Here is a 17831-nt window from a genome sequence, read left to right as displayed (position 1 = left end):
CCCATGCCGTGCGACACATCCCGCGGACCCTGCCCATGGGCGAAAATGCGGGCATGACTGACGCTCCCGCCGCACCTGTACGACTCAACAAACGCATGGCCGAGCTGGGCCTTTGTTCGCGCCGCGAGGCCGACGAGTGGATCGCCAACGGCTGGGTGAAGGTGAACGGCAAGCCGGCCGAAATGGGCGTGAAGGTCACGCCGGCCGACCGCATCGAGGTGGACAAGGCCGCCAAGGGCCAGCAGGCGAACCAGGTCACCATCCTGATCAACAAGCCCATCGGCTACGTGAGCGGCCAGGCCGAGGACGGCCACGAGCCCGCGGTGACGCTCTTCACGCCGCAGAACCGCTGGGCCGAAGACAACGCGCGCTTCTTCTTCAGCCCCCAGCAGCTGCGCGGCCTTGCGCCGTGCGGCCGGCTCGATATCGATTCGATCGGCCTCCTGGTCATGACCCAGGACGGTCGCATCGCACGCCAGCTCATCGGCGAAGACTCGGTGATGGAGAAGGAATACCTGGTGCGCGTGGCCTACCACGGCCTGGGCCAGCCCGCGCCCCCCGGGCAGCTGGTGCGCATGGACGACGACGATCCCGTCACGACCAACGTGCAGGCGGTTTTTCCACCCGCCATGCTCGCCCGGCTGCGCCACGGCCTGAGCCTCGACGGGCAGCCGCTCAAGCCGGCGCGCGTCGAATGGCAGAACCCCGAGCAGCTGCGCTTTGTGCTCACCGAGGGCAAGAAGCGCCAGATCCGCCGCATGTGCGAGCTGGTCGGGCTGAAGGTGGTGGGCCTGAAGCGCGTGCGCATCGGCAAGGTGATGCTCGGCAACCTGCCCGTGGGGCAGTGGCGCTACCTCGGTCCGCACGAGAAGTTCTGAGTTCTTGCCAATGGCCGTGGTGCTGAGCCAGCGCGCACTGAACCGGGCCACCTTGGCACGGCAGATGCTTCTGGAGCGGCGCAAGGCGACCGTCACGCAGGCCATCGAAAAACTGGCGGGCCTGCAGGCGCAGGCGCCCAACCCGCCTTACGTGGGCCTGTGGGGCCGGCTCGAGGGCTTTCGGCGCGAGCAGCTGACCGAGGCCCTGAAGAAGCGGCGCGTCGTGCGCATGTCGACGATGCGCGCGACCTTGCACCTGATGGCTGCATCCGACGCGCTGGCCTGGCGCCCGCTGCTCGAGCCGGTGCATCAGCGCGGCCTCGCGGGCGAGCACGCGCGGGCCCTCGAAGGCATCGACCGCGCGGCCGTGGTGAAGGCCGGGTGGGCGTTGCTGCGCAAAGGCCCGCACAACAGCTCCGAGCTCGGACAGGCGCTCGCGCTGCAATGGAAGGACCGCGCGCCCGCCTCACTGGCCGCACTCATCCGCAACAACGTGCCGCTGGTGCACCTGCCGCCCGCGGGCAGCTGGAACTCGCACCAGAGCGCACGGCTGCAACCCATTGCGCAGTGGCTCGGTGAATCCGCCGCCGACGTGGCGCCCGCCACGCAGGACGACCTGCTGCTGCGCTACCTGGCGGCCTTCGGGCCCGCCACGCTCGCCGATGCGGGTGCGTGGTCGGGCCTCACGGGCTGGAAGGCCGTGGCCGAGCGCCTGCGGCCCCAGCTGCGCGTGTTCACCGGCGAGCAAGGCCAGGAGCTGTTCGACCTGCCCCGCGCGTCGCGCCCCGACCCCGACACGCCCGCGCCGCCGCGCCTGGTCGCCGAATGGGACAACCTGCTGCTCTCGCATGCCGATCGCAGCCGCGTGATGAGCGAGGCGCACCGCGCCCGTGTGTTCACCGTCAACGGCATCGTGCGCGGCACGGTCCTGCTCGACGGGTTCGTCTCGGGCATCTGGAAGATCGAGCGTGCGAAGAACACGGCCACCGCGGTGCTGGAGCCCTTCACGCGCTGGTCGAAGGCCGACCGGCTCGGCGTGCAGGAAGAGGCCATGCGCCTGCTGGCCTTTGCAGCGGACGCCGAGGGCGAGCGGCACGACGTCCGCGTGCTGTGAGCCTTTGACCGCGCAGCGTTGACAGGCCCTAAGCCTCGCCTAAGACTCCGCCCCTACGCTGCGCCACGGCGCAAGGCACTGCCGGTCATCCCGATCGCGTGCCACCTTGCCGCCCAAGGAGTCGACACGATGCGTGTGCTGCTGGTGGAAGACGACGAAATGATCGGGCGCAGCCTGAAGCAGGCGCTCGAGGGCGCGGGCTGGTCGGCCGACTGGGTGCGCGACGGCGAGCTGGCGCAAAGCGCGCTCGGCGACGGCGGCTACACCTGCGTGCTGCTCGACCTGGGCCTGCCCCGCCAGGACGGCACCGAGGTGCTGCGGCGCGCCCGCGAACGCGGCGATGCCACGCCGGTGCTGGTGCTCACCGCGCGCGACGGGCTCGACGACCGCATCCACAGCCTCGACCTTGGCGCGGACGACTACCTGCGCAAGCCCTTCGAATTTCGCGAGCTGCTGGCGCGCATGCGCGCGGTGGTGCGTCGGCGTGATGGCGCCGCGCATTCGCTGATCGGCGGCAACGCGATGCAGCTGGACCTGACCACCCGCGAGGTGGTGATCCACGGTACGCGCGAGGCGCTCACGGCGCGCGAATTTGCACTGTTGCACGCGCTGCTGGAGCGGCCCGGTGCCATTCTTTCGCGCGAGCAGCTCGAGAACCGCATCTACGGCTGGGGCGAGGAAGTGACCAGCAACGCCATCGACGTGCTGATCCACGGCATGCGCCGCAAGCTCGGCGCGGAGTCGATCCGCAACGTGCGCGGGCTGGGATGGCGCGTCGTCGCATGAGCGCAATGCCGGGCCGCTGGTGGCGTCCGCGCTCGCTGCGCTCGCAGTTGCTGTTCTGGCTCATTACGCTGCACGTGGCGGCGGCGGCGCTCACGGCGTGGTTCACCTTCGTCGCGTATGGCGACCTGGTGCACAACGCGCTCGACGAGCAGATGCGGCTCGTGGCCGATTCCCACGCGGGCACCGATCCGCCCCGTGCGCCTCGCCCGCTCGACGGCGAAGCCGCCTTTGCACGCGGCGCCTTCGTGGTGCAGATATGGAGCGCCGACGGCCGCGAGCTGCTCGCAAGTTCCTGGCCGCCGCTGGCTGCGGTGCCCTTGCAGCCGCGACCGGGTTTCAGCGATGCGAGCACCGGCGCGCACACGCATTCGCGCTGGCGCGTGTTCACCGCCGAACCCGGACCGCGCGCCGACCAGCCGCGCGTGCAGGTCTTGCAAAACGAGGACTACCGTCGGCGCCGTGCGCTGCGCCGCGCGCTGCTCGAAGGCCTGCCCATTGCACTGCTGCTGCCGCTGGCCTTGTTGATCCTCTGGCTCATTGTGTCGGCGGCCTCGCGGTCGCTGCGGGCGGTAGCGCGCGACGTGGCCTCGCAGGACGAGCGCAGCCTCACCGATCTTTCGCTGGCCCGCGTGCCGGACGAGATCGCGCCGCTGGTGCAGGCCTTCAACCACCTGCTCTCGCGCGTGCGCAATGCCTTTGCCACGCAACGCCGCTTCGTGCAGGACGCGGCCCACGAGCTGCGCACGCCCATGGCCGCCATCGGCCTGCAGATCGAGAACCTGCGCGCGCACGTGCCCGCCGGCGAGGCCACCGAGCGCTTCAACCAGCTCGAGGCCGGCGTCACGCGTGCGCAGCACCTGATCGAGCAGTTGCTGAGCCTCTCGCGCCAAGACGCGCCGGGGCGTCCCATGCCGGGCGAGCCGGTCGACATCGAGACCCTGCTGCGCGAAAGCGTGAGCCAACTGATGGTGCTGGCCGACGCACGGTGCGTCGACATCGGCTTCGAGGGATCGATTGCGCCCGTGGTGCTGGCGCCGGCTGCCGAGCTGCGCAGCGTGTTCGACAACCTGATCGACAACGCGCTGCGCTACGCGCCCGAAGGCGGCGTGGTCGATGTGCGGCTGCATGAGGTTGGCGGCCACGCGGTGGTCGACGTGCTCGACAACGGGCCGGGCATTCCCGACTCTTCGATCGGCCGCGTGTTCGACCGCTTCTTTCGCGTACCGGGCGCCCCGGCGGGCGGCAGCGGGCTGGGGCTCGCCATTGCGCGCACGGCAGCCGAGCGGCACGGCTTGCGCATCGAGCTGCGCAATCGGGATGATGGTCCGGGGCTGATGGCGCGGGTGTATCTTCCGCCGCCGGCGGCACCGCTCATCGCCGGCTAATTCTTCGCTCAGGGCCAGCTCAGTCCGGCTGCCTAGAGTGCGTTCAGGCCTTGCCGCGCGCAGTTCGCGCGATGGCACGTGGCCGGGGACAACCGCCATTCAGGAGCACACACATGCGCACTTCCTTCAAGCTTCTTGCCCTTGGTTCATTTGCCGCATTTGCGGCGTTGGGTGCCGTCCATGCGTCGGCCGAGACGACCGACGGCTCTGACTACCATCCGTTGCAGATGAATTCGTCCGAGAACCCCGACGTGCAGGCGGGTGCGATGGCCGCCGCGCGGCCCGGCGGCACTGAGTCCATCGGCCAGTCGACGAGTGCGCCGGCCATGAACTCGACGATCCCGGTGTCCGATGTAGAGGCCGGCGCATACGCGGCCTCTCATGCGAGCGGAACTGAATCGATTGGCCAGTCGACCTCGCTGCCGCTGGTGCAGTCGGCCAGCGGCAGCTGACCGGGGGTCAGTCGTCGTTGTTGCTGAGCAGCGCGCGGTAGATGACCGCGCCGATGATCGCGCCCACGATGGGTGCGAGCCAGAACAGCCACAGTTCCGACATTGCATACGACGGGCCGAACAGCGCCGGGCCGGTGCTGCGCGCCGGGTTGACCGAGGTGTTGGTCACCGGAATGGAGATCAGGTGAATCAGCGTGAGGCACAGGCCGATGGCCAGGCCCGCGAAGCCGCCGGCTGCGCGCTTGGCGGTGGAGCCGAGGATCACGATCAGGAACACGGCGGTGAGTACCACTTCGCACACCAGCGCGGCGGTCATGCCGTACTTGCCGGGCGAGTGCTCGCCGAAGCCGTTGGTGGCAAAGCCGCCGATGTCTGCGCCGGGCTTGCCGGTGGCAATCAGGTAGAGCACGCCGGCCGCTGCAATGGCGCCCAGCACTTGCGCAACGATGTAGCCCGCGAGCTGCGAAGCCTTGAAGCGGCCCGCGGCCGCGAGGCCGATAGAGACAGCCGGGTTGAAGTGGCCACCGGAGATGGGACCGAGTGCATAGGCGCCGGTCACCACCGTGAGGCCGAAGGCCAGCGAGACGCCCAGAAAGCCGATGCCGAGGCCCGGAAAAGCCGCGGCCAGAACAGCGCTGCCGCAGCCGCCGAGCGTGAGCCAAAAAGTACCAATGAACTCGGCCGACCACTTTTTGTAGGTGCTATGTTCCATGTTGTTCCATCCTGAAGTTGTTAGAAAAATGCGTGGCCTGGGCCATGGCGCGGGCGGATTCTAGGAATGGAAACAACGAGCGTCACGCATGTTGTTGCATGTATCGGAACCTGTTCACAAATCGGCGATCTTTTGTTTCTGACATGCGTTCCGCAACCGGGTAACGAGGCGTCTCAGAGCGTGATCACGATCTTTCCGAAGGCGCCGCGCGCGAGGTGGTCGAGCGCATCGGGCAATGCGTCGAACGCGTAGCGCGTCGCAATCACGGGCTTGAGCGCATTCACATCGACGGCGCGCACCAGGTCTTCGAGCGCGCGGCGATGGCCCACGCCAATGCCTTGCACCGTGACGCGGCCGAGCACCATGGCGTAGAACGAAGCGCTCAGCGTTTCGCCGCCGAGCATGCCGATGATCGACACGCGCCCGCCTTGCGCAGCAGCCTGCAGCGAGCGGTCGAGGTTCGGGCCGCTCGAGAGTTCGAGCACATGGTCGGCACCGCGGCCTTGCGTTAGGCGGCGCACTTCGGCGGGCCAGTCGCTGTCGCGCATCAGCACGTGGGTGGCTCCGAGTTCAAGCGTCTGCGCGCGCTTGTCTTCGCTGCCCGAGATCACGATGGCGCGCGCACCGTGCAGCCGCGCAATCTGCAAACCGAACAGCGCCACGCCGCCCGTGCCGTGGATCAGCACGGTCTGGCCGGGCCGGAGCGCGCCTGTTTCGGCCAGGGCGAACCATGCGGTGAGGCCGGCGCAGGGAAGCGTGCTCGCTTCGGCAAAGTCCAGCGTGGCCGGCGCGGCCACGGCCCAGGCGGCGTCGAGGAGAACATGCGAAGCCAGCATGCCCGGTCCGGGCCCGCCGGCCAATATTGCATCGGCCGTCCACTGGCCGTCGATCCATCCGCCCCAGAAGGTGTTGATCACGCGGTCGCCGATGGCAAACCGGCGTACGTCTGCGCCCGCCGCCACCACGGTGCCGGCCATGTCGGAGGCGGGCGTGAAAGGCATGTCGAATTGCATGCCCATGCCGTCGCGCACCATCAGAAGGTCCCGGTAGTTGAGCGACACCGCGCCCACCTGCACAAGGATCTGGCCCGGCCCGGGCGTGGGGAGCGGCCGCTCGATTTGTTCGAGGTGCTCGTTGCCAAAAGAAGAGAGTTGCCAGCGGCGAAGCGCTTGAGGTTCCTGCATGAAAAGACTCCACGTAAACAAGAGAGCTGTTCATGCTATTGGCGAGCTGATCTATCCAGTGGTGGATAATTTTCAACTTCGTGGCGCCTTTAAATCTCCAATGGGTCAACGTCTCCAAGGCATAGAAGAATTCGTCGCGGCCGTGGAGGCCGGCAGTTTTGCGCTTGCGGCGCAGCGGCTGCACGTCACGCGGTCGGCGGTGGCCAAGAGCATCGCGCGGCTCGAGGCCCGGTTGGGCACGCGGCTCTTTTTGCGCACCACGCGCAGCCAGAGCCTCACTGAGGAAGGCCACGGCTACTACGAGCGCTGCCGCCGCGCGCTGGCCGAACTCGACGCCGCCGAGGCCATGGCCGATGCCGCGCGCTGCACCGCGACCGGGCTGGTGCGCCTCAGCATGCCCGCGATGCTCGGGCGCCTGAAGGTCGGCCCGCTGCTGCTCGCGCTCGCGCGCCGGCATCCGGGGCTTTCGCTGGAGCTTTCATTCAACGACCGGCGCGTGGACCTGGTCGAGGAGGGCCTCGACCTTGCCATTCGCAGCGGCGGACTGCCCGACACCGCCGACCTGGTGGCGCGGCCGGTCGGCGTGCAGTGGATGGTGCTGTGCGCCGCGCCCGCCTATCTGGCGGCGCACGAGCGCCCGGCAAGCGTGGCCGAGCTGGTCGCTTCGTCGTCGCACGAGGCGGTGTTCTATTCCCGCGACGGGCAGATCTCGCCCTGGCGCTTTCACGATGCCGAAGGCCGGCTTGTCGAGGTGGTGCTGCCTTCGCGGCTGCGCTGCGACAGTGCCGAGGTGCTGCTCGAAGCCGCCATTGGCGGCATGGGCCTGTCGCGGCTGCCGGCCTGGCTGGCCGCCGAAGCGCTGGCCGCTGGAACGCTGGTGCGCGTGTTCGAGGAGCCCCGGCCTTTCGGGTTCGAGCTCAACGTCATCCGTCACAAAAGCCGCTACCTGCCGCACAAGACGCGGGTGGTGATCGACTGGCTCGCGGAGCATCTGCCGCCGCTCCTGGCGGCCCGCTGAGCGGCTTTGCCCGCTATCCTGCGGCTTTGTTGCCATTCCATTCATTTGCTGGAGAACGCATGCGCCCTTTTGCCATCAGGAACGTCGCGGCCCTTGCCGCATGCGCGGGTTTCCTGGCTTTGTTTACGACGGGCGCGGCGGCGCAGGGCACGGTGAATGCGCTCTGCAGCACCGACGCGGGCTGGTGCGAGGCGGCCGCCGCGGCCTTCACCCGCGAGACCGGCATCAAGGTGCAGCAAGCGCACAAGGGCACCGGAGAAATCGGCGCCCAGCTGCGCGCCGAAGCGGCCAATCCCAAGACCGACATCTGGTGGGGCGGCACGGGCGATCCGTTCTTGCAGGCGGCTGAACAAGGCCTGCTCGAAGCCTACCGGCCGGCCTATATCAACGACCTGCACGACTGGGCGGTGCGCCAGTACGCGATGTCGCAGAACATGGTGGGCGGCTTCTACACCAGCGCCATCGGCTTTGGCTTCAACACCGACCTGCTCAAGAAAAAGAAGCTGGGCGAGCCCAAGTGCTGGGCCGACCTGGTCAAGCCTGAATACAGGGGCGAGATAGAGATTTCGCACCCCGCCTCAAGCGGCACGGCCTACACCATCATCGCCGGCCTGGTGCAGCAGATGGGCGAGGACGCGGCCTTCGACTACCTGAAGAAGCTGCACCGCAACGTGACCAGCTACACCCGCAGCGGCCAGGCGCAGGCGCCCAACGTGGCCAAGGGCGAGGTGGCGGTCGGCGTGAGCTTCATCTTCGGCTTCGAGCGCTGGCGGTACGACAAATTCCCGGTCAAGACGGCCGCGCCCTGCGAAGGCACGGGCTACGAGGTGGGCGGCATCGCGCTGGTCAAGGGCGCCCGCAACAAGGAGAATGCCAAGCGCTACTACGACTGGCTGATGAGCCCGGTCGGACAGGCGATTGGCGGGCAGGTCGGCAGCCTGCAGTCGCCGGCCAACAAGACCTTCAAGCCCGACGCGCGCATTCCGTCGATGAGCGACGTGAAGCTCATCAAGTACGACTTCGAGAAATACGGCAAGGCCGCCGAGCGAAAGCGGCTGATCGACCGCTGGACCCGGGAAGTGGAATCCCAGGCCAGGTAAACCTGCGCGGGGGGGCTTCACGCCGCCGCAAGAAACGGGGCCTATTGTTTTCTGGGGCGCCAGCCCCAACTCGCAGAGTTGGCGGGTCGGGCGTGCGGTCAAGGCCGCCCGGCTTAGAATTTTTTGGTTTCGATATTTCTTCTTTCCCATGGCTGATTCTTCCAATACGAAACTACCGTTCCAGGCTGAAGTCGCGCAACTGCTGCATCTCGTCACGCATGCGCTGTACTCCAACAAGGAAATCTTCCTTCGCGAGCTGATCTCGAACGCATCGGACGCCTGCGACAAGCTGCGCTTCGAGGCCATCGACCACCCCGAGCTGTACGAAGACGAGCCCAACCTGGACGTGCGCCTTTCGTTCGACAAGGCCGCGCGCACCATCACCATCACCGACAAGGGCATCGGCCTGTCGCGCCAGGAAGCCATCGACAACCTCGGCACCATTGCAAAAAGTGGTACCAAGGACTTCATGAGCAAGCTCAGCGGCGACCAGAAGGCCGACGCGCAACTCATCGGCCAGTTTGGCGTGGGCTTCTATTCGGGCTTCATCGTGGCCGACAAGATCACGGTCGAATCGCGCCGCGCCGGCCTGCCGCCCGAACAGGGCGTGCGCTGGGTGAGCGGCGGCGCGGGCGACTTCGAAGTGGCCGACATCGCGCGTGCCGAGCGCGGCACCAGCATCACGCTGCACCTGCGCGACGACGCCGACGAATACCTCAACGCCTGGAAGCTCAAGCAGATCGTCGGCAAGTATTCCGACCACATCTCGTTGCCCATCCTCATGGAAAAAGAGGAGTGGAAAGAAGGCGAGAACGACCAGCCCGGCGACATGGTCAAGACCGGCGAATGGGAAACGGTCAACAAGGCCAACGCCCTGTGGAGCCGCAACAAGAAGGACATCACGCCCGAGCAGTACGAAGAGTTCTACAAGACCATCAGCCACGACTACGAGGCGCCTCTCGCCTGGAGCCACAACCGCGTGGAGGGCAGCACCGAGTACACGCAGCTGCTCTACATCCCCTCCAAGGCTCCGTTCGACCTGTGGAACCGCGAAAAGAGCGCGGGCGTCAAGCTGTACGTGAAGCGCGTCTTCATCATGGACGACGCCGAGGCGCTGCTGCCGAGCTACCTGCGCTTCGTGAAGGGCGTGATCGACTCGTCCGACCTGCCGCTCAACGTGAGCCGCGAGCTGCTGCAGGAAAGCCGCGACGTGAAGGCCATTCGCGAGGGCAGCACCAAGCGCGTGCTGGGCATGCTCGAAGACTTGGCCAAGAAGCAGAAGACCGGGCCGGAAAGCGGCGAAGGCAAGATCGACGTGGGTTCCGGCGAATCGGTGCCCGCACCCGAGCCGACCGAGGCGGTGACCGACGTGGTCGACAAGAACGCCCCCACCGCGGCCGAAACCGCGGCTGCCGCGGCGGACGAATCGGGCAAGTACGCCAAGTTCTATGCCGAGTTTGGCGCCGTGCTGAAAGAAGGCCTGGGCGAAGACTTCGGCAACCGCGACCGCATTGCCAAGCTGCTGCGCTTTGCCTCGACCACGAGCGACACCGTGAGCGTGAGCTTTGCCGACTACAAGGCGCGCATGAAGGAAGGCCAGGACGCGATCTACTACATCACGGCCGACACGCTGGCCGCCGCCAAGAACAGCCCGCAGCTCGAGGTCTTCAAGAAGAAGGGCATCGAGGTTCTGCTCATGACCGACCGCGTGGACGAGTGGGCGCTCAACTACCTGACCGAGTTCGACGGCACGCCGCTGCAGAGCGTGGCCAAGGGCGCGGTCGATCTCGGCAAGCTGCAGGACGAGGCCGAGAAGAAGGCCGCCGAGGAAGCCGCCGAAACCTTCAAGCCAATGCTCGAGAAGCTCAAGGAAGCGCTCAAGGACAAGGCCGGCGACGTGCGCGTGACCACGCGCCTGGTCGATTCGCCCGCCTGCCTGGTGGTGCAGGACGGCGGCATGAGCACGCAGCTTGCGCGCATGCTCAAGCAGGCCGGCCAGCCCGCGCCCGACCTCAAGCCCGTGCTCGAAGTCAACGCCGAGCACGCGCTGGTGAAGAAGCTCGACGGCTCCGAGCACTTCGACGATCTGGCAAACATTCTTTTCGACCAGGCGCTCCTGGCCGAAGGCGGCCTGCCGGCCGATCCCGCGGCCTACGTGAGGCGCGTGAACGCGCTGCTGGTGTGAACGCCCGGCCGCGCATCGTTAGGGCAGGGGCCGCCGTTGCGGCGGCGGTGTTGCTGGTTTCGATGAGCGGCTGTTCGCACTACCGCATCGGCATTCCGCTGGTGCCCGGGCTCTCGCTCGGCCTGGGTGCCACCAAGGACGGCAATTTCTCGGTCGGGCTCAATACCGGCTGGGGCCCGCTTGGAGCGGGCGTGGCGGTCAACAACGCGGGCGTGGTGGCCGGTTCCGCCGGCGTGGGTGTGGGCGTCGGCGTGGGGCCGATCGGCACCGGCGTGGGCGTCAGCAAGAGCGTGGTGCTGCACGACCCCAATGCAGCAAAAACGGCGTTTGTACCTGTGGGCGGGGCTGCACCGGTGACCTCGGCGGCTGTCGCATCCGCCGCGCCCGTCACCGTAACCAAGGACGGCGTGACAAAACCCATGCTGGCCCCGGTGCCGCTTCAGCCTCCTGCCACTGCGCGCGTTTCGTATCGCCCGGCCGCCGTGGCGCAAGCCGGCGAGCTGGGCACACCTGCCAATCCCATCGCGCCCTGATTGCAGCAGTTGAGGTGCGGCGCTGGCCGCCCTCAGCGACGTGCAGCCAGGCTCAAGAGCAGCGCGGTCCAGTGCTGCAGGCGGGCGAGCGCGTTCTGGCGGCCTTCCTTCGCATGGTGGCCGTCGTTGCCCTCGCCGTTGCTCCCGCCGATAGCGAGCAACTCATTCGCAGCCGCGGTCACGTCGCGCGCAAAATCTTCTGCATTGCCGCGCCACACCACGGTGCGGTGCTGCAGCCCCAGCTGAGCGGCGCGTTCCGCATTGATCGCCTGCTCCGGCTGGTCGGTCAGCAGCAGCAGGATGGGCTTGCGGTACACCGCCGCCACCGACAGCGCCGCCATGCCCGGCGCCGAGACGATGAAGGCGCTGCGCGCGGCCGTGTCGATCCAGTGCTCGTCCTGTGCAAGCCAGCCCCGGGTGTGCGCGTAGCCCTCGCCCACAAGATGCGTGGGCACGCCGGTATCGGCCAGCCCGTGCTCCAGGCCCCCGGCCAGCGCGATTTCCTCGAAGTGCGGGTTCAGGTACACCGCGGCTGGCGGTTCAACGTGTCGATGCGCTTCGGGGTCTGCGCGCGCCACGGCCACGGGTGTGGCCAGCCGGTGGCCGCCATGGCCGTCGTGGTGGGGCTCGCCGTAGCCGAAGTCGTGCGCGATGCGGGCGCGGCTGCGGTCGATCTGCCAGGCGACGATGCGGCCGAACAGCTGGGCCATCCAGCCCGGCATGCGTCCGCTGAAATTGGTTTCGAGCGCACGCCGCAGGCTTTCGCCGTAGACGTGCACCACCTTGTGCCGCCAGCCCGGCATCCAGCCCATGAAAAGTAGCGCAGGGTGGAAGGAATCGTTCACCACCAGGTCCGCATTGCGGAACCACCTGCGCAGCCGCACGATGTCGCGCAGCATGCGGCCGGGCCTGAACACGTAGTGCGCCACGTTGCGGTCGGTCTCGCGGCGCAGCATGTTCTGCCGGCTGTCGAACTGCACCGCATAGTGGCGCGAAAGCACCGGCGCCTCGATGCCGAAGCCCGCAAGAAAGCGCGCGCCTTCGTCCGAGGTGGTGAGCACCTGCACGCTGGCGCCGGCGTCGCGCAGCGCGTGGGCGAGCAGCTGCGCGCGCATCAGGTGGCCGCGCGCGTCCGCAGTCGCGAGGTAGACGATGCGTGGCGGCATCGGCGCTCAGGCGTGCATCGGCCGTGCGGCACCGGGCCGGAGGCGCAGCGCCATGCCGGCAAGGTACATGCCCAGTGCGCCGGTAATGCCAAAGCCGCGTTCGGTATTGCGCACCTCGCGCATCAGCTGCGCCAGCCGCGCCTCCTCGTGCGGTGCGACGCAGCGCTGCAGTGTGTGGCTGCACAGGCGAATGTGGCGGTCTTCATCGGCCAGCACGCGCGTGAGCAGCGGGTGCAGTGCATGCCCGGCGCCTATCAGCGCGCAATGGCGCTGCAGGATGCGCGAGGCCATCTGCTCGGCGGCCAGGCCGATGGCGTAGGCGGGCACCAGGCCGCCATGCGAAAAGTGCGGCGCATGGCGGCGAATGAGGCGCTGCCACCGCGCGAGCTTGCGCCGGCTCAGCCAGTCGGGCTGCGGTGCTTCTTCAGGCGATGCGGCGGCCTGCGCGTGGCCGCCGCGCTCGGCAATGGCGTCGGCAAAAAGCCGCGCATGCAGTTGCTCGTCGGCCAGGTGCTGGTCGAGCTGGCGCGAGAGCCAGTCGGGCGCGCTTGCGCGCAGTTCGCGCTGCAGGGCCTGTTCGGAAGATTCCTCGCCCACCAGGTACAGGCGCAGCAGCAGGATCTCTCCGTCGCGGCTCGCATGCAGCTGCCGCAGCGCGGCGCGCTTGACGTGGTGCACCAGCCGCGCCTGCAGCGCCGGCCAGCCGCGCAGCCGCGGCGGCGCGAGGCAGTCGAAACCTGTGGGCGCCAAAGGCGTGTCAGCGTGCATCGGCCACTGCCCTGGACAGCGGGGCTTGTTGCTGCTGCCAGCCCAGCACGAGCCCGATGAAGCTGTCTTGCAGGAAGGCGCGCGCCGACGCATCGGCTTCGGCGAAATCGTGCTGGCGCCCGCCGTAGCGCAAATAACCCTTGCCGTTGGCGGCGCCGAGCACGAGTTTCTCGTTCTTCCTGAAGCCGTTTTGAAGCAACGGCTGCAATTGCGGGTGCGATTCGAGGCCGTAGAGGAACAGGTCGCGCTGCACCACTTGCCGCGGGATCTGTCCGCTCAGCGCCTGGAGTTCGAGCGACCAGGTGCCTTGCCGCATGGATTCGGAAAGCTCCCGGCCCTTGGCGGAAGGCGCGCGAAACTGCGCGCGCGCCACCGACTTGGACGCTTTGCGGAGGCCCAGCCCAACGGTAATGTCGGCGTCCCTGGCAACGCCTGTGCGGTTGTCCCGCACCTGCACCACCTCGTTTGCAAGCCGCGCGGCGAGCGAAGGCTTGGAAAGCGTCTCGCTGATCTGCGTGGGTGTAAGCACCACGCGCTCGCTGCTGCCGTCGATCACCACGACCTGATAGGGATCGATGCGGATGTCGCTGAACTCTCCGCCGACGGGTGAATGCGCATGGCTGCTCACCGACCATTCGTTGCCCGAGCGGCTCAGCAGCGCATGAAAGGTGAGCGGCACGCGCTGGCCGCCGGACGACCGGCCGGAGCCCTGCAGCAGCACGTCGCCCACGATGGCCTTGTCGGCGTAGCTGCGCGGGTTGGCAAAGCGGATGGTGTGCGTGGCGCTGTCGAGCGCGGCGCGCGTGTCGGCGTCGTCCAGCGCAAGGCGGTTGCATTCGTTCGCAGGGCCGGCCAGAGCGGCAAAGGGGCAGCCGCTGTCGGACTTGAAGTTGAAGACGCCGCGGCCGGTGAAATCGGCGGCATTGGCCGTCACGGCGGCCGTGGCGCAGGCACCGGCGAGCACCAGCGAAGCGATGCGAAGCGCGTGGGCGCTGAAGGTTGTTTTCATGTGGGGCGATGGTAAGAGAGCGCCTGGGCATCGGCGTTGGTGCGGCCGGTGGTATGCCAGCCGATGCCGCGCGCGAATGCGCCCAGCATGTCGATGGCCGAGAAGCCCACGATCAATGCCACGCCCGCGAGCCAGCGCTTGCCGGAGAGAGGCGGCAGGTCCTGGTGGTTGAGCGCGCGCATGCTGAAGCCCAGACGCGTGAACAGCACGCACAGCGGACCGATCGGCCCGCTCTTTGCGAGCCATTGCCACTTGGCCGGCACATAGCTGCGCAAGAGGTGCGGCGTGAGCGAATAGGTGTCTTGCCCGCGCATCCAGCGCAGCTTGAGCGCCTCGGCGCGGGTGTCGGGCAGGCGGTGCTCGGTATGCGCCGCGGCTGCGTAGTGAATGGGCACGCCGGCCGCTTTCAGGCGCATGCCAAGTACCTGGCAATGCGCGCGGTACACGCCGTCCAGCGCCTGGTAGCTGTGCTGTTCGAACACCTCGCGGCGGAAGGCCACGTTGTTCGCGTAGAAGTTGCTCGTGGCTCCCGCGTGGTCGGCGTTGGGAAAGTACATGAAGTCGATGGTGGTCAGAGCGGTGCCGACCACGTTGGCCGCATAGCTCGTGCGGCCGGCCACCACCGCGGGCGCATCGGCGCGGGTAAAGGGCGTGAGCATCTGCAGCAGCCAGTCGCCGTCGGGCAGGCAGTCGGCATCGGCGAACACCACGTGGTCGCAGCGCGCTGCATCGGTGGCGGCAAAGCCGGCGTTCTTGGCGTCGTAGTAGCCGGTGGTGCGGTCGATGCGCACGAAGTCGACCGGGCGGCCCGCGAGCGCCGCTACGGCGTCGCACGATGCTGCGCTGAGGCCGTCGTGCGTGATGACCACTTGCGCGAGTGCCGTGAGCGGCAATTCCTGCCTTGCCAGCAGGCCGACGAGGCGCTGCAGGCTCGTGCTTGCGGCAGCCTCGGCATCCGCTCCGCCGCGCAGGTTGTTGGTCTCCAGGACCAGCGCGGTGCGCGCGGCAACTTCATGGGGCATCATCGAATTTTTTCTCCGGGCATTGTTTTGAAGGCTTGCATCCTGCTTTTATCTCACAACCGCCGAGGCTGCCAGCGCCTTGAGAGAACGGAGCACGAATGAAGGTGAGCCTTTTCGGCGCCGGCTATGTCGGTCTCGCTTTTGCCGCATGCCTTGCCGAGGCGGGGCACGACGTGCTCTGCGCTGACGCGGATGCCGCCCGCATCGACGGATTGCAACAGGGCCGCATGCCCCTGCACGAGCCGGGACTGGAGGCGCTGGTAGCAGCGGGCCAGGCTGCGGGCACCCTGCGCTTCACGAGCGACGAACGCGCGGCCAGCCTTCATGGAGAGGTTCTCTTCATCGTGGTCAACACGCCGGCCGATGCGGGTGGCGAGGTCGATCTGCGGCATGTAATGGCCGTGGCGCGCAGCATCGGGCGGCACCGCGACCGCGCGGGGCTTGTGGTCTGCAAGTCGACGGCGCCGGTCGGCACGGCCGAACAGGTCGAGGCCGTGCTCGGCGACGAACTCCTGCGGCGCGGCGCGCCCCATCGCATCGCCGTGGCCGTGAACCCCGAGTTCCTGCGCGAAGGTTCGGCCGTGCGCGACTGCCGCCAACCCGACCGCGTGGTGATCGGCGCGGAAGACCCCGACGCCGTCGACCTGCTGGCCAGGCTCTATAGGCCCTTCGTGCAAGACCCGAAGCAGGTGCTGGTGATGGACCGCCGCTCTGCCGAACTCACCAAGTACGCGGCCAACGCCATGCTTGCAACGCGCATCAGCTTCATGAACGAGATGGCGCGCGTGGCGGAGCACTCGGGGGCGGACATCGAGATGGTGCGGCGCGGCATTGGCGCCGACCGGCGCATCGGCCCCGGTTTTCTGCAAGCCGGTGCTGGCTACGGCGGCTCATGCCTCGCGAAGGACGTGCGGGCATTGCGGCATGCGGCAGACCGCGACGGGTACGCGCTGCGCATGCTGTCGGCCGTGGAAGCCATCAACCACGAGCAGAAGGGCCGGCTCTTCGACCTGATGACGCACCATTTCGAAGGCCGCATCGCCAACAAGACGGTTGCGCTGTGGGGCCTTGCCTTCAAGCCCGACACCGACGACATGCGCGATGCGCCCAGCCTCGTGCTGCTGGAGCGCCTGCGGGCGGCCGGGGCACGTGTGCAGGTGCACGACCCCGCGGCCATGCCGAATGCGCGCGCCATCGTGGGCGAGCACGGCGACGTGCGCTGGTGCGACACGCCGGAGCAGGCGCTCGAAGGTGCCCACGTGCTGGCCCTCGTGACCGAGTGGCCGGTGTACCTGTGCCCCGATTTCTCGCGCATTGCCGCTGCACTCGCGACACCGGCGATCTTCGACGGCCGCAACATCTACGACGCGGCAGAGGTCGAAGCCGCGGGCATCGCGTACTACGGCGTCGGCCGCGGCCGCTCAGTGCTGCGCTGAGTCGTCGTCTGCGGGCACTGCCGCTCAGGCGTAGAGCGGCTCCTCGGCCATCTGCTCGCACTGCTCCTGCAGCACGAGGATCTGCCCCTTCCAGTAATCGCTGGAGCCGAACCACGGAAAGTTGATCGGAAAGATCGGGTCTTCCCAGCGGCGTGCGAGCCAGGCGCTGTAGTGAATGAGCCGCAGCGTGCGCAGCGGTTCGATCAGCGCGAGTTCGCGGCGGTCGAATTCGCGGAACTGCTCGTAGCCGTCGAGCAGGCCCGACAGCTGCGAGGTGCGCTGCGCGCGGTCGCCCGAGAGCAGCATCCAGAGGTCTTGCACCGCAAAGCCGGTGCGCGCGTCGTCCAGGTCGACGAAGTGCGGGCCGCCGCCGGGCCGGTCGGTGGGTGTCCACAAGATGTTGCCGGGGTGCACGTCGCCGTGCAGGCGCAGCTTGCGGGGCTGGAAGTCGGAGGCCGGCGCATTCACCGCGAGTGCGGTGGCGCCGATCATGTCCAGCGCCTCGTTGCAGGCGGCCTCCCATTCGCGCTGCACGTCGAGCGGCACCTTGTTGTTGGCCAGCAGCCAGTCGCGCGATGCAATGCCGAAGGTCTGCAGGTCGAGCGCGGGGCGGGCCTCGAAGGGCTTGGCGCTGCCGACGGTGTGGATGCGCGCCAGAAAGCGGCCGACCCATTCGAGCACCTCGAAGTCGTCGAGTTCGGGCGCACGGCCGCCGCGGTACGGGCTCACGCTGAAGGCGAAGCCAGCGTGGTGGTGCAGCGTGCTGCCGTCGAAGGCCAGCGGCGGCACCGCGGGCACCTCGCCCGCGGCCAGTTCGAGCGAGAAGGCGTGCTCTTCCAGAATCTCGGCCTCGCTCCAGCGTTCGGGCCGGTAGAACTTGACGACGACGGCCGGATACGGATTCGGGTCTTCCAGGTACACCTGGTAGACGCGGTTTTCATAGGAGTTGAGGCCGGTGAGCCGGCCATCGCCGTGCAGGCCGAGCGTCGCGAGCGCGTCGAGCACCACGTCGGGCGTGAGGCTCTCGTAGGGATGGGTGTTGGCGGGCGCTGCGGGGGAAGGGGTCATGCAGCGATTGTCGCT

At 68.0% G+C, this 17831-nt stretch carries 17 protein-coding genes; 10 read left to right on the top strand and 7 right to left on the bottom strand.

What is annotated here, in order from left to right:
• Window positions 1–53 precede the first annotated feature (53 nt).
• The 5 genes from V9L21_RS07505 to V9L21_RS07485 all read left to right on the top strand — a co-directional run bounded on the left by V9L21_RS07505 (window position 54) and on the right by V9L21_RS07485 (window position 4615).
• The gene (locus tag V9L21_RS07505) at window positions 54–878 is read left to right on the top strand and encodes a pseudouridine synthase (protein WP_337310525.1); all 825 of its coding nucleotides are present in this window, start codon (window positions 54–56) and stop codon (window positions 876–878) included.
• Between the two features lie 10 nt (window positions 879–888).
• Complete coding sequence (locus V9L21_RS07500; protein WP_337310523.1) at window positions 889–1992, top strand: winged helix DNA-binding domain-containing protein; 1104 nt, start codon at window positions 889–891, stop codon at window positions 1990–1992.
• 129 nt (window positions 1993–2121) lie between these two features.
• Window positions 2122–2778, top strand: a complete 657-nt coding sequence (locus V9L21_RS07495) for a response regulator (protein ID WP_126750033.1) — start codon at window positions 2122–2124, stop codon at window positions 2776–2778.
• A complete protein-coding gene (locus V9L21_RS07490) occupies window positions 2775–4163 on the top strand; it encodes a sensor histidine kinase (RefSeq protein ID WP_337310521.1) in 1389 nt (462 codons plus the stop codon). The genes V9L21_RS07495 and V9L21_RS07490 overlap by 4 nt, the downstream gene beginning before the upstream one ends.
• Before the next feature lie 113 nt (window positions 4164–4276).
• Window positions 4277–4615: a hypothetical protein gene (locus tag V9L21_RS07485; protein WP_337310519.1), complete on the top strand. Its 339-nt coding sequence runs from the start codon at window positions 4277–4279 to the stop codon at window positions 4613–4615.
• 7 nt (window positions 4616–4622) lie between these two features.
• Here V9L21_RS07485 and aqpZ read toward each other — a convergent pair whose 3' ends face one another.
• Together aqpZ and V9L21_RS07475 are read right to left on the bottom strand one after the other, a co-directional pair.
• Complete coding sequence (aqpZ, locus tag V9L21_RS07480; RefSeq protein ID WP_337310517.1) at window positions 4623–5327, bottom strand: aquaporin Z; 705 nt, start codon at window positions 5325–5327, stop codon at window positions 4623–4625.
• A 173-nt stretch (window positions 5328–5500) separates the two neighbouring features.
• The gene (locus V9L21_RS07475) at window positions 5501–6511 is read right to left on the bottom strand and encodes a zinc-dependent alcohol dehydrogenase family protein (protein WP_337310515.1); all 1011 of its coding nucleotides are present in this window, start codon (window positions 6509–6511) and stop codon (window positions 5501–5503) included.
• Window positions 6512–6611: 100 nt separating this feature from the next.
• Between V9L21_RS07475 and V9L21_RS07470 the strand changes: the two genes are divergently transcribed.
• The 4 genes from V9L21_RS07470 to V9L21_RS07455 all read left to right on the top strand — a co-directional run bounded on the left by V9L21_RS07470 (window position 6612) and on the right by V9L21_RS07455 (window position 11347).
• Window positions 6612–7529, top strand: coding sequence for a LysR family transcriptional regulator (locus V9L21_RS07470; RefSeq protein WP_337310512.1), 918 nt, complete (start codon window positions 6612–6614; stop codon window positions 7527–7529).
• Window positions 7530–7588: 59 nt separating this feature from the next.
• Window positions 7589–8629: an ABC transporter substrate-binding protein gene (locus V9L21_RS07465; RefSeq protein ID WP_337310510.1), complete on the top strand. Its 1041-nt coding sequence runs from the start codon at window positions 7589–7591 to the stop codon at window positions 8627–8629.
• Between the two features lie 148 nt (window positions 8630–8777).
• Window positions 8778–10814: a molecular chaperone HtpG gene (gene htpG / locus V9L21_RS07460; RefSeq protein ID WP_337310508.1), complete on the top strand. Its 2037-nt coding sequence runs from the start codon at window positions 8778–8780 to the stop codon at window positions 10812–10814.
• Window positions 10811–11347 (top strand): hypothetical protein, encoded by a 537-nt coding sequence (locus tag V9L21_RS07455; RefSeq protein ID WP_337310507.1) that lies wholly within the window; start codon window positions 10811–10813, stop codon window positions 11345–11347. Before htpG ends, V9L21_RS07455 begins: the two co-directional genes overlap by 4 nt.
• Window positions 11348–11379: 32 nt before the next feature.
• Here V9L21_RS07455 and V9L21_RS07450 read toward each other — a convergent pair whose 3' ends face one another.
• Genes V9L21_RS07450 through V9L21_RS07435 form a run of 4 tightly spaced genes read right to left on the bottom strand, consistent with a single transcriptional unit; the run spans window position 11380 to window position 15315 of the window.
• The gene (locus V9L21_RS07450; protein ID WP_337310505.1) at window positions 11380–12513 is read right to left on the bottom strand and encodes a hypothetical protein; all 1134 of its coding nucleotides are present in this window, start codon (window positions 12511–12513) and stop codon (window positions 11380–11382) included.
• A 6-nt stretch (window positions 12514–12519) separates the two neighbouring features.
• Window positions 12520–13281 carry a hypothetical protein gene (locus tag V9L21_RS07445; RefSeq protein WP_337310503.1) on the bottom strand — a complete coding sequence of 254 codons (762 nt, stop codon included), beginning with the start codon at window positions 13279–13281 and terminating at the stop codon, window positions 12520–12522.
• A complete protein-coding gene (locus V9L21_RS07440) occupies window positions 13271–14290 on the bottom strand; it encodes a hypothetical protein (protein ID WP_337310501.1) in 1020 nt (339 codons plus the stop codon). The genes V9L21_RS07445 and V9L21_RS07440 overlap by 11 nt, the downstream gene beginning before the upstream one ends.
• Window positions 14287–15315: a glycosyltransferase gene (locus V9L21_RS07435; protein WP_337310499.1), complete on the bottom strand. Its 1029-nt coding sequence runs from the start codon at window positions 15313–15315 to the stop codon at window positions 14287–14289. The genes V9L21_RS07440 and V9L21_RS07435 overlap by 4 nt, the downstream gene beginning before the upstream one ends.
• A 95-nt stretch (window positions 15316–15410) precedes the next feature.
• Between V9L21_RS07435 and V9L21_RS07430 the strand changes: the two genes are divergently transcribed.
• On the top strand, window positions 15411–16748 hold the full coding sequence (locus tag V9L21_RS07430; protein ID WP_337310497.1) for a UDP-glucose dehydrogenase family protein: 1338 nt from the start codon (window positions 15411–15413) through the stop codon (window positions 16746–16748).
• A 24-nt stretch (window positions 16749–16772) separates the two neighbouring features.
• On the opposite strand, the gene V9L21_RS07425 is transcribed toward V9L21_RS07430, so the two are convergent.
• A complete protein-coding gene (locus V9L21_RS07425) occupies window positions 16773–17816 on the bottom strand; it encodes a serine/threonine protein kinase (protein ID WP_337310495.1) in 1044 nt (347 codons plus the stop codon).
• Window positions 17817–17831: the final 15 nt, after the last annotated feature.

The organism is Variovorax sp. CCNWLW235, assembly GCF_037204085.1.
In the GTDB taxonomy this organism is placed as follows: Bacteria; Pseudomonadota; Gammaproteobacteria; order Burkholderiales; family Burkholderiaceae_C; genus Variovorax.
The sequence above is the reverse complement of the archived record's forward strand: the minus strand, read 5'-3'. Positions and strand labels throughout refer to the sequence as shown.

What these genes read in the sequence shown, in the direction of transcription:
- V9L21_RS07505 (WP_337310525.1), top strand. Translation starts at nt 54, where the DNA reads ATGACTGACGCTCCCGCCGCACCTGTACGACTCAACAAACGCATGGCC.
- V9L21_RS07500 (WP_337310523.1), top strand. Translation starts at nt 889, where the DNA reads ATGGCCGTGGTGCTGAGCCAGCGCGCACTGAACCGGGCCACCTTGGCA.
- V9L21_RS07495 (WP_126750033.1), top strand. Translation starts at nt 2,122, where the DNA reads ATGCGTGTGCTGCTGGTGGAAGACGACGAAATGATCGGGCGCAGCCTG.
- V9L21_RS07490 (WP_337310521.1), top strand. Translation starts at nt 2,775, where the DNA reads ATGAGCGCAATGCCGGGCCGCTGGTGGCGTCCGCGCTCGCTGCGCTCG.
- V9L21_RS07485 (WP_337310519.1), top strand. Translation starts at nt 4,277, where the DNA reads ATGCGCACTTCCTTCAAGCTTCTTGCCCTTGGTTCATTTGCCGCATTT.
- aqpZ (WP_337310517.1), bottom strand. Translation starts at nt 5,327, where the DNA reads ATGGAACATAGCACCTACAAAAAGTGGTCGGCCGAGTTCATTGGTACT.
- V9L21_RS07475 (WP_337310515.1), bottom strand. Translation starts at nt 6,511, where the DNA reads ATGCAGGAACCTCAAGCGCTTCGCCGCTGGCAACTCTCTTCTTTTGGC.
- V9L21_RS07470 (WP_337310512.1), top strand. Translation starts at nt 6,612, where the DNA reads ATGGGTCAACGTCTCCAAGGCATAGAAGAATTCGTCGCGGCCGTGGAG.
- V9L21_RS07465 (WP_337310510.1), top strand. Translation starts at nt 7,589, where the DNA reads ATGCGCCCTTTTGCCATCAGGAACGTCGCGGCCCTTGCCGCATGCGCG.
- htpG (WP_337310508.1), top strand. Translation starts at nt 8,778, where the DNA reads ATGGCTGATTCTTCCAATACGAAACTACCGTTCCAGGCTGAAGTCGCG.
- V9L21_RS07450 (WP_337310505.1), bottom strand. Translation starts at nt 12,513, where the DNA reads ATGCCGCCACGCATCGTCTACCTCGCGACTGCGGACGCGCGCGGCCAC.
- V9L21_RS07445 (WP_337310503.1), bottom strand. Translation starts at nt 13,281, where the DNA reads ATGCACGCTGACACGCCTTTGGCGCCCACAGGTTTCGACTGCCTCGCG.
- V9L21_RS07440 (WP_337310501.1), bottom strand. Translation starts at nt 14,290, where the DNA reads ATGAAAACAACCTTCAGCGCCCACGCGCTTCGCATCGCTTCGCTGGTG.
- V9L21_RS07435 (WP_337310499.1), bottom strand. Translation starts at nt 15,315, where the DNA reads ATGATGCCCCATGAAGTTGCCGCGCGCACCGCGCTGGTCCTGGAGACC.
- V9L21_RS07430 (WP_337310497.1), top strand. Translation starts at nt 15,411, where the DNA reads ATGAAGGTGAGCCTTTTCGGCGCCGGCTATGTCGGTCTCGCTTTTGCC.
- V9L21_RS07425 (WP_337310495.1), bottom strand. Translation starts at nt 17,816, where the DNA reads ATGACCCCTTCCCCCGCAGCGCCCGCCAACACCCATCCCTACGAGAGC.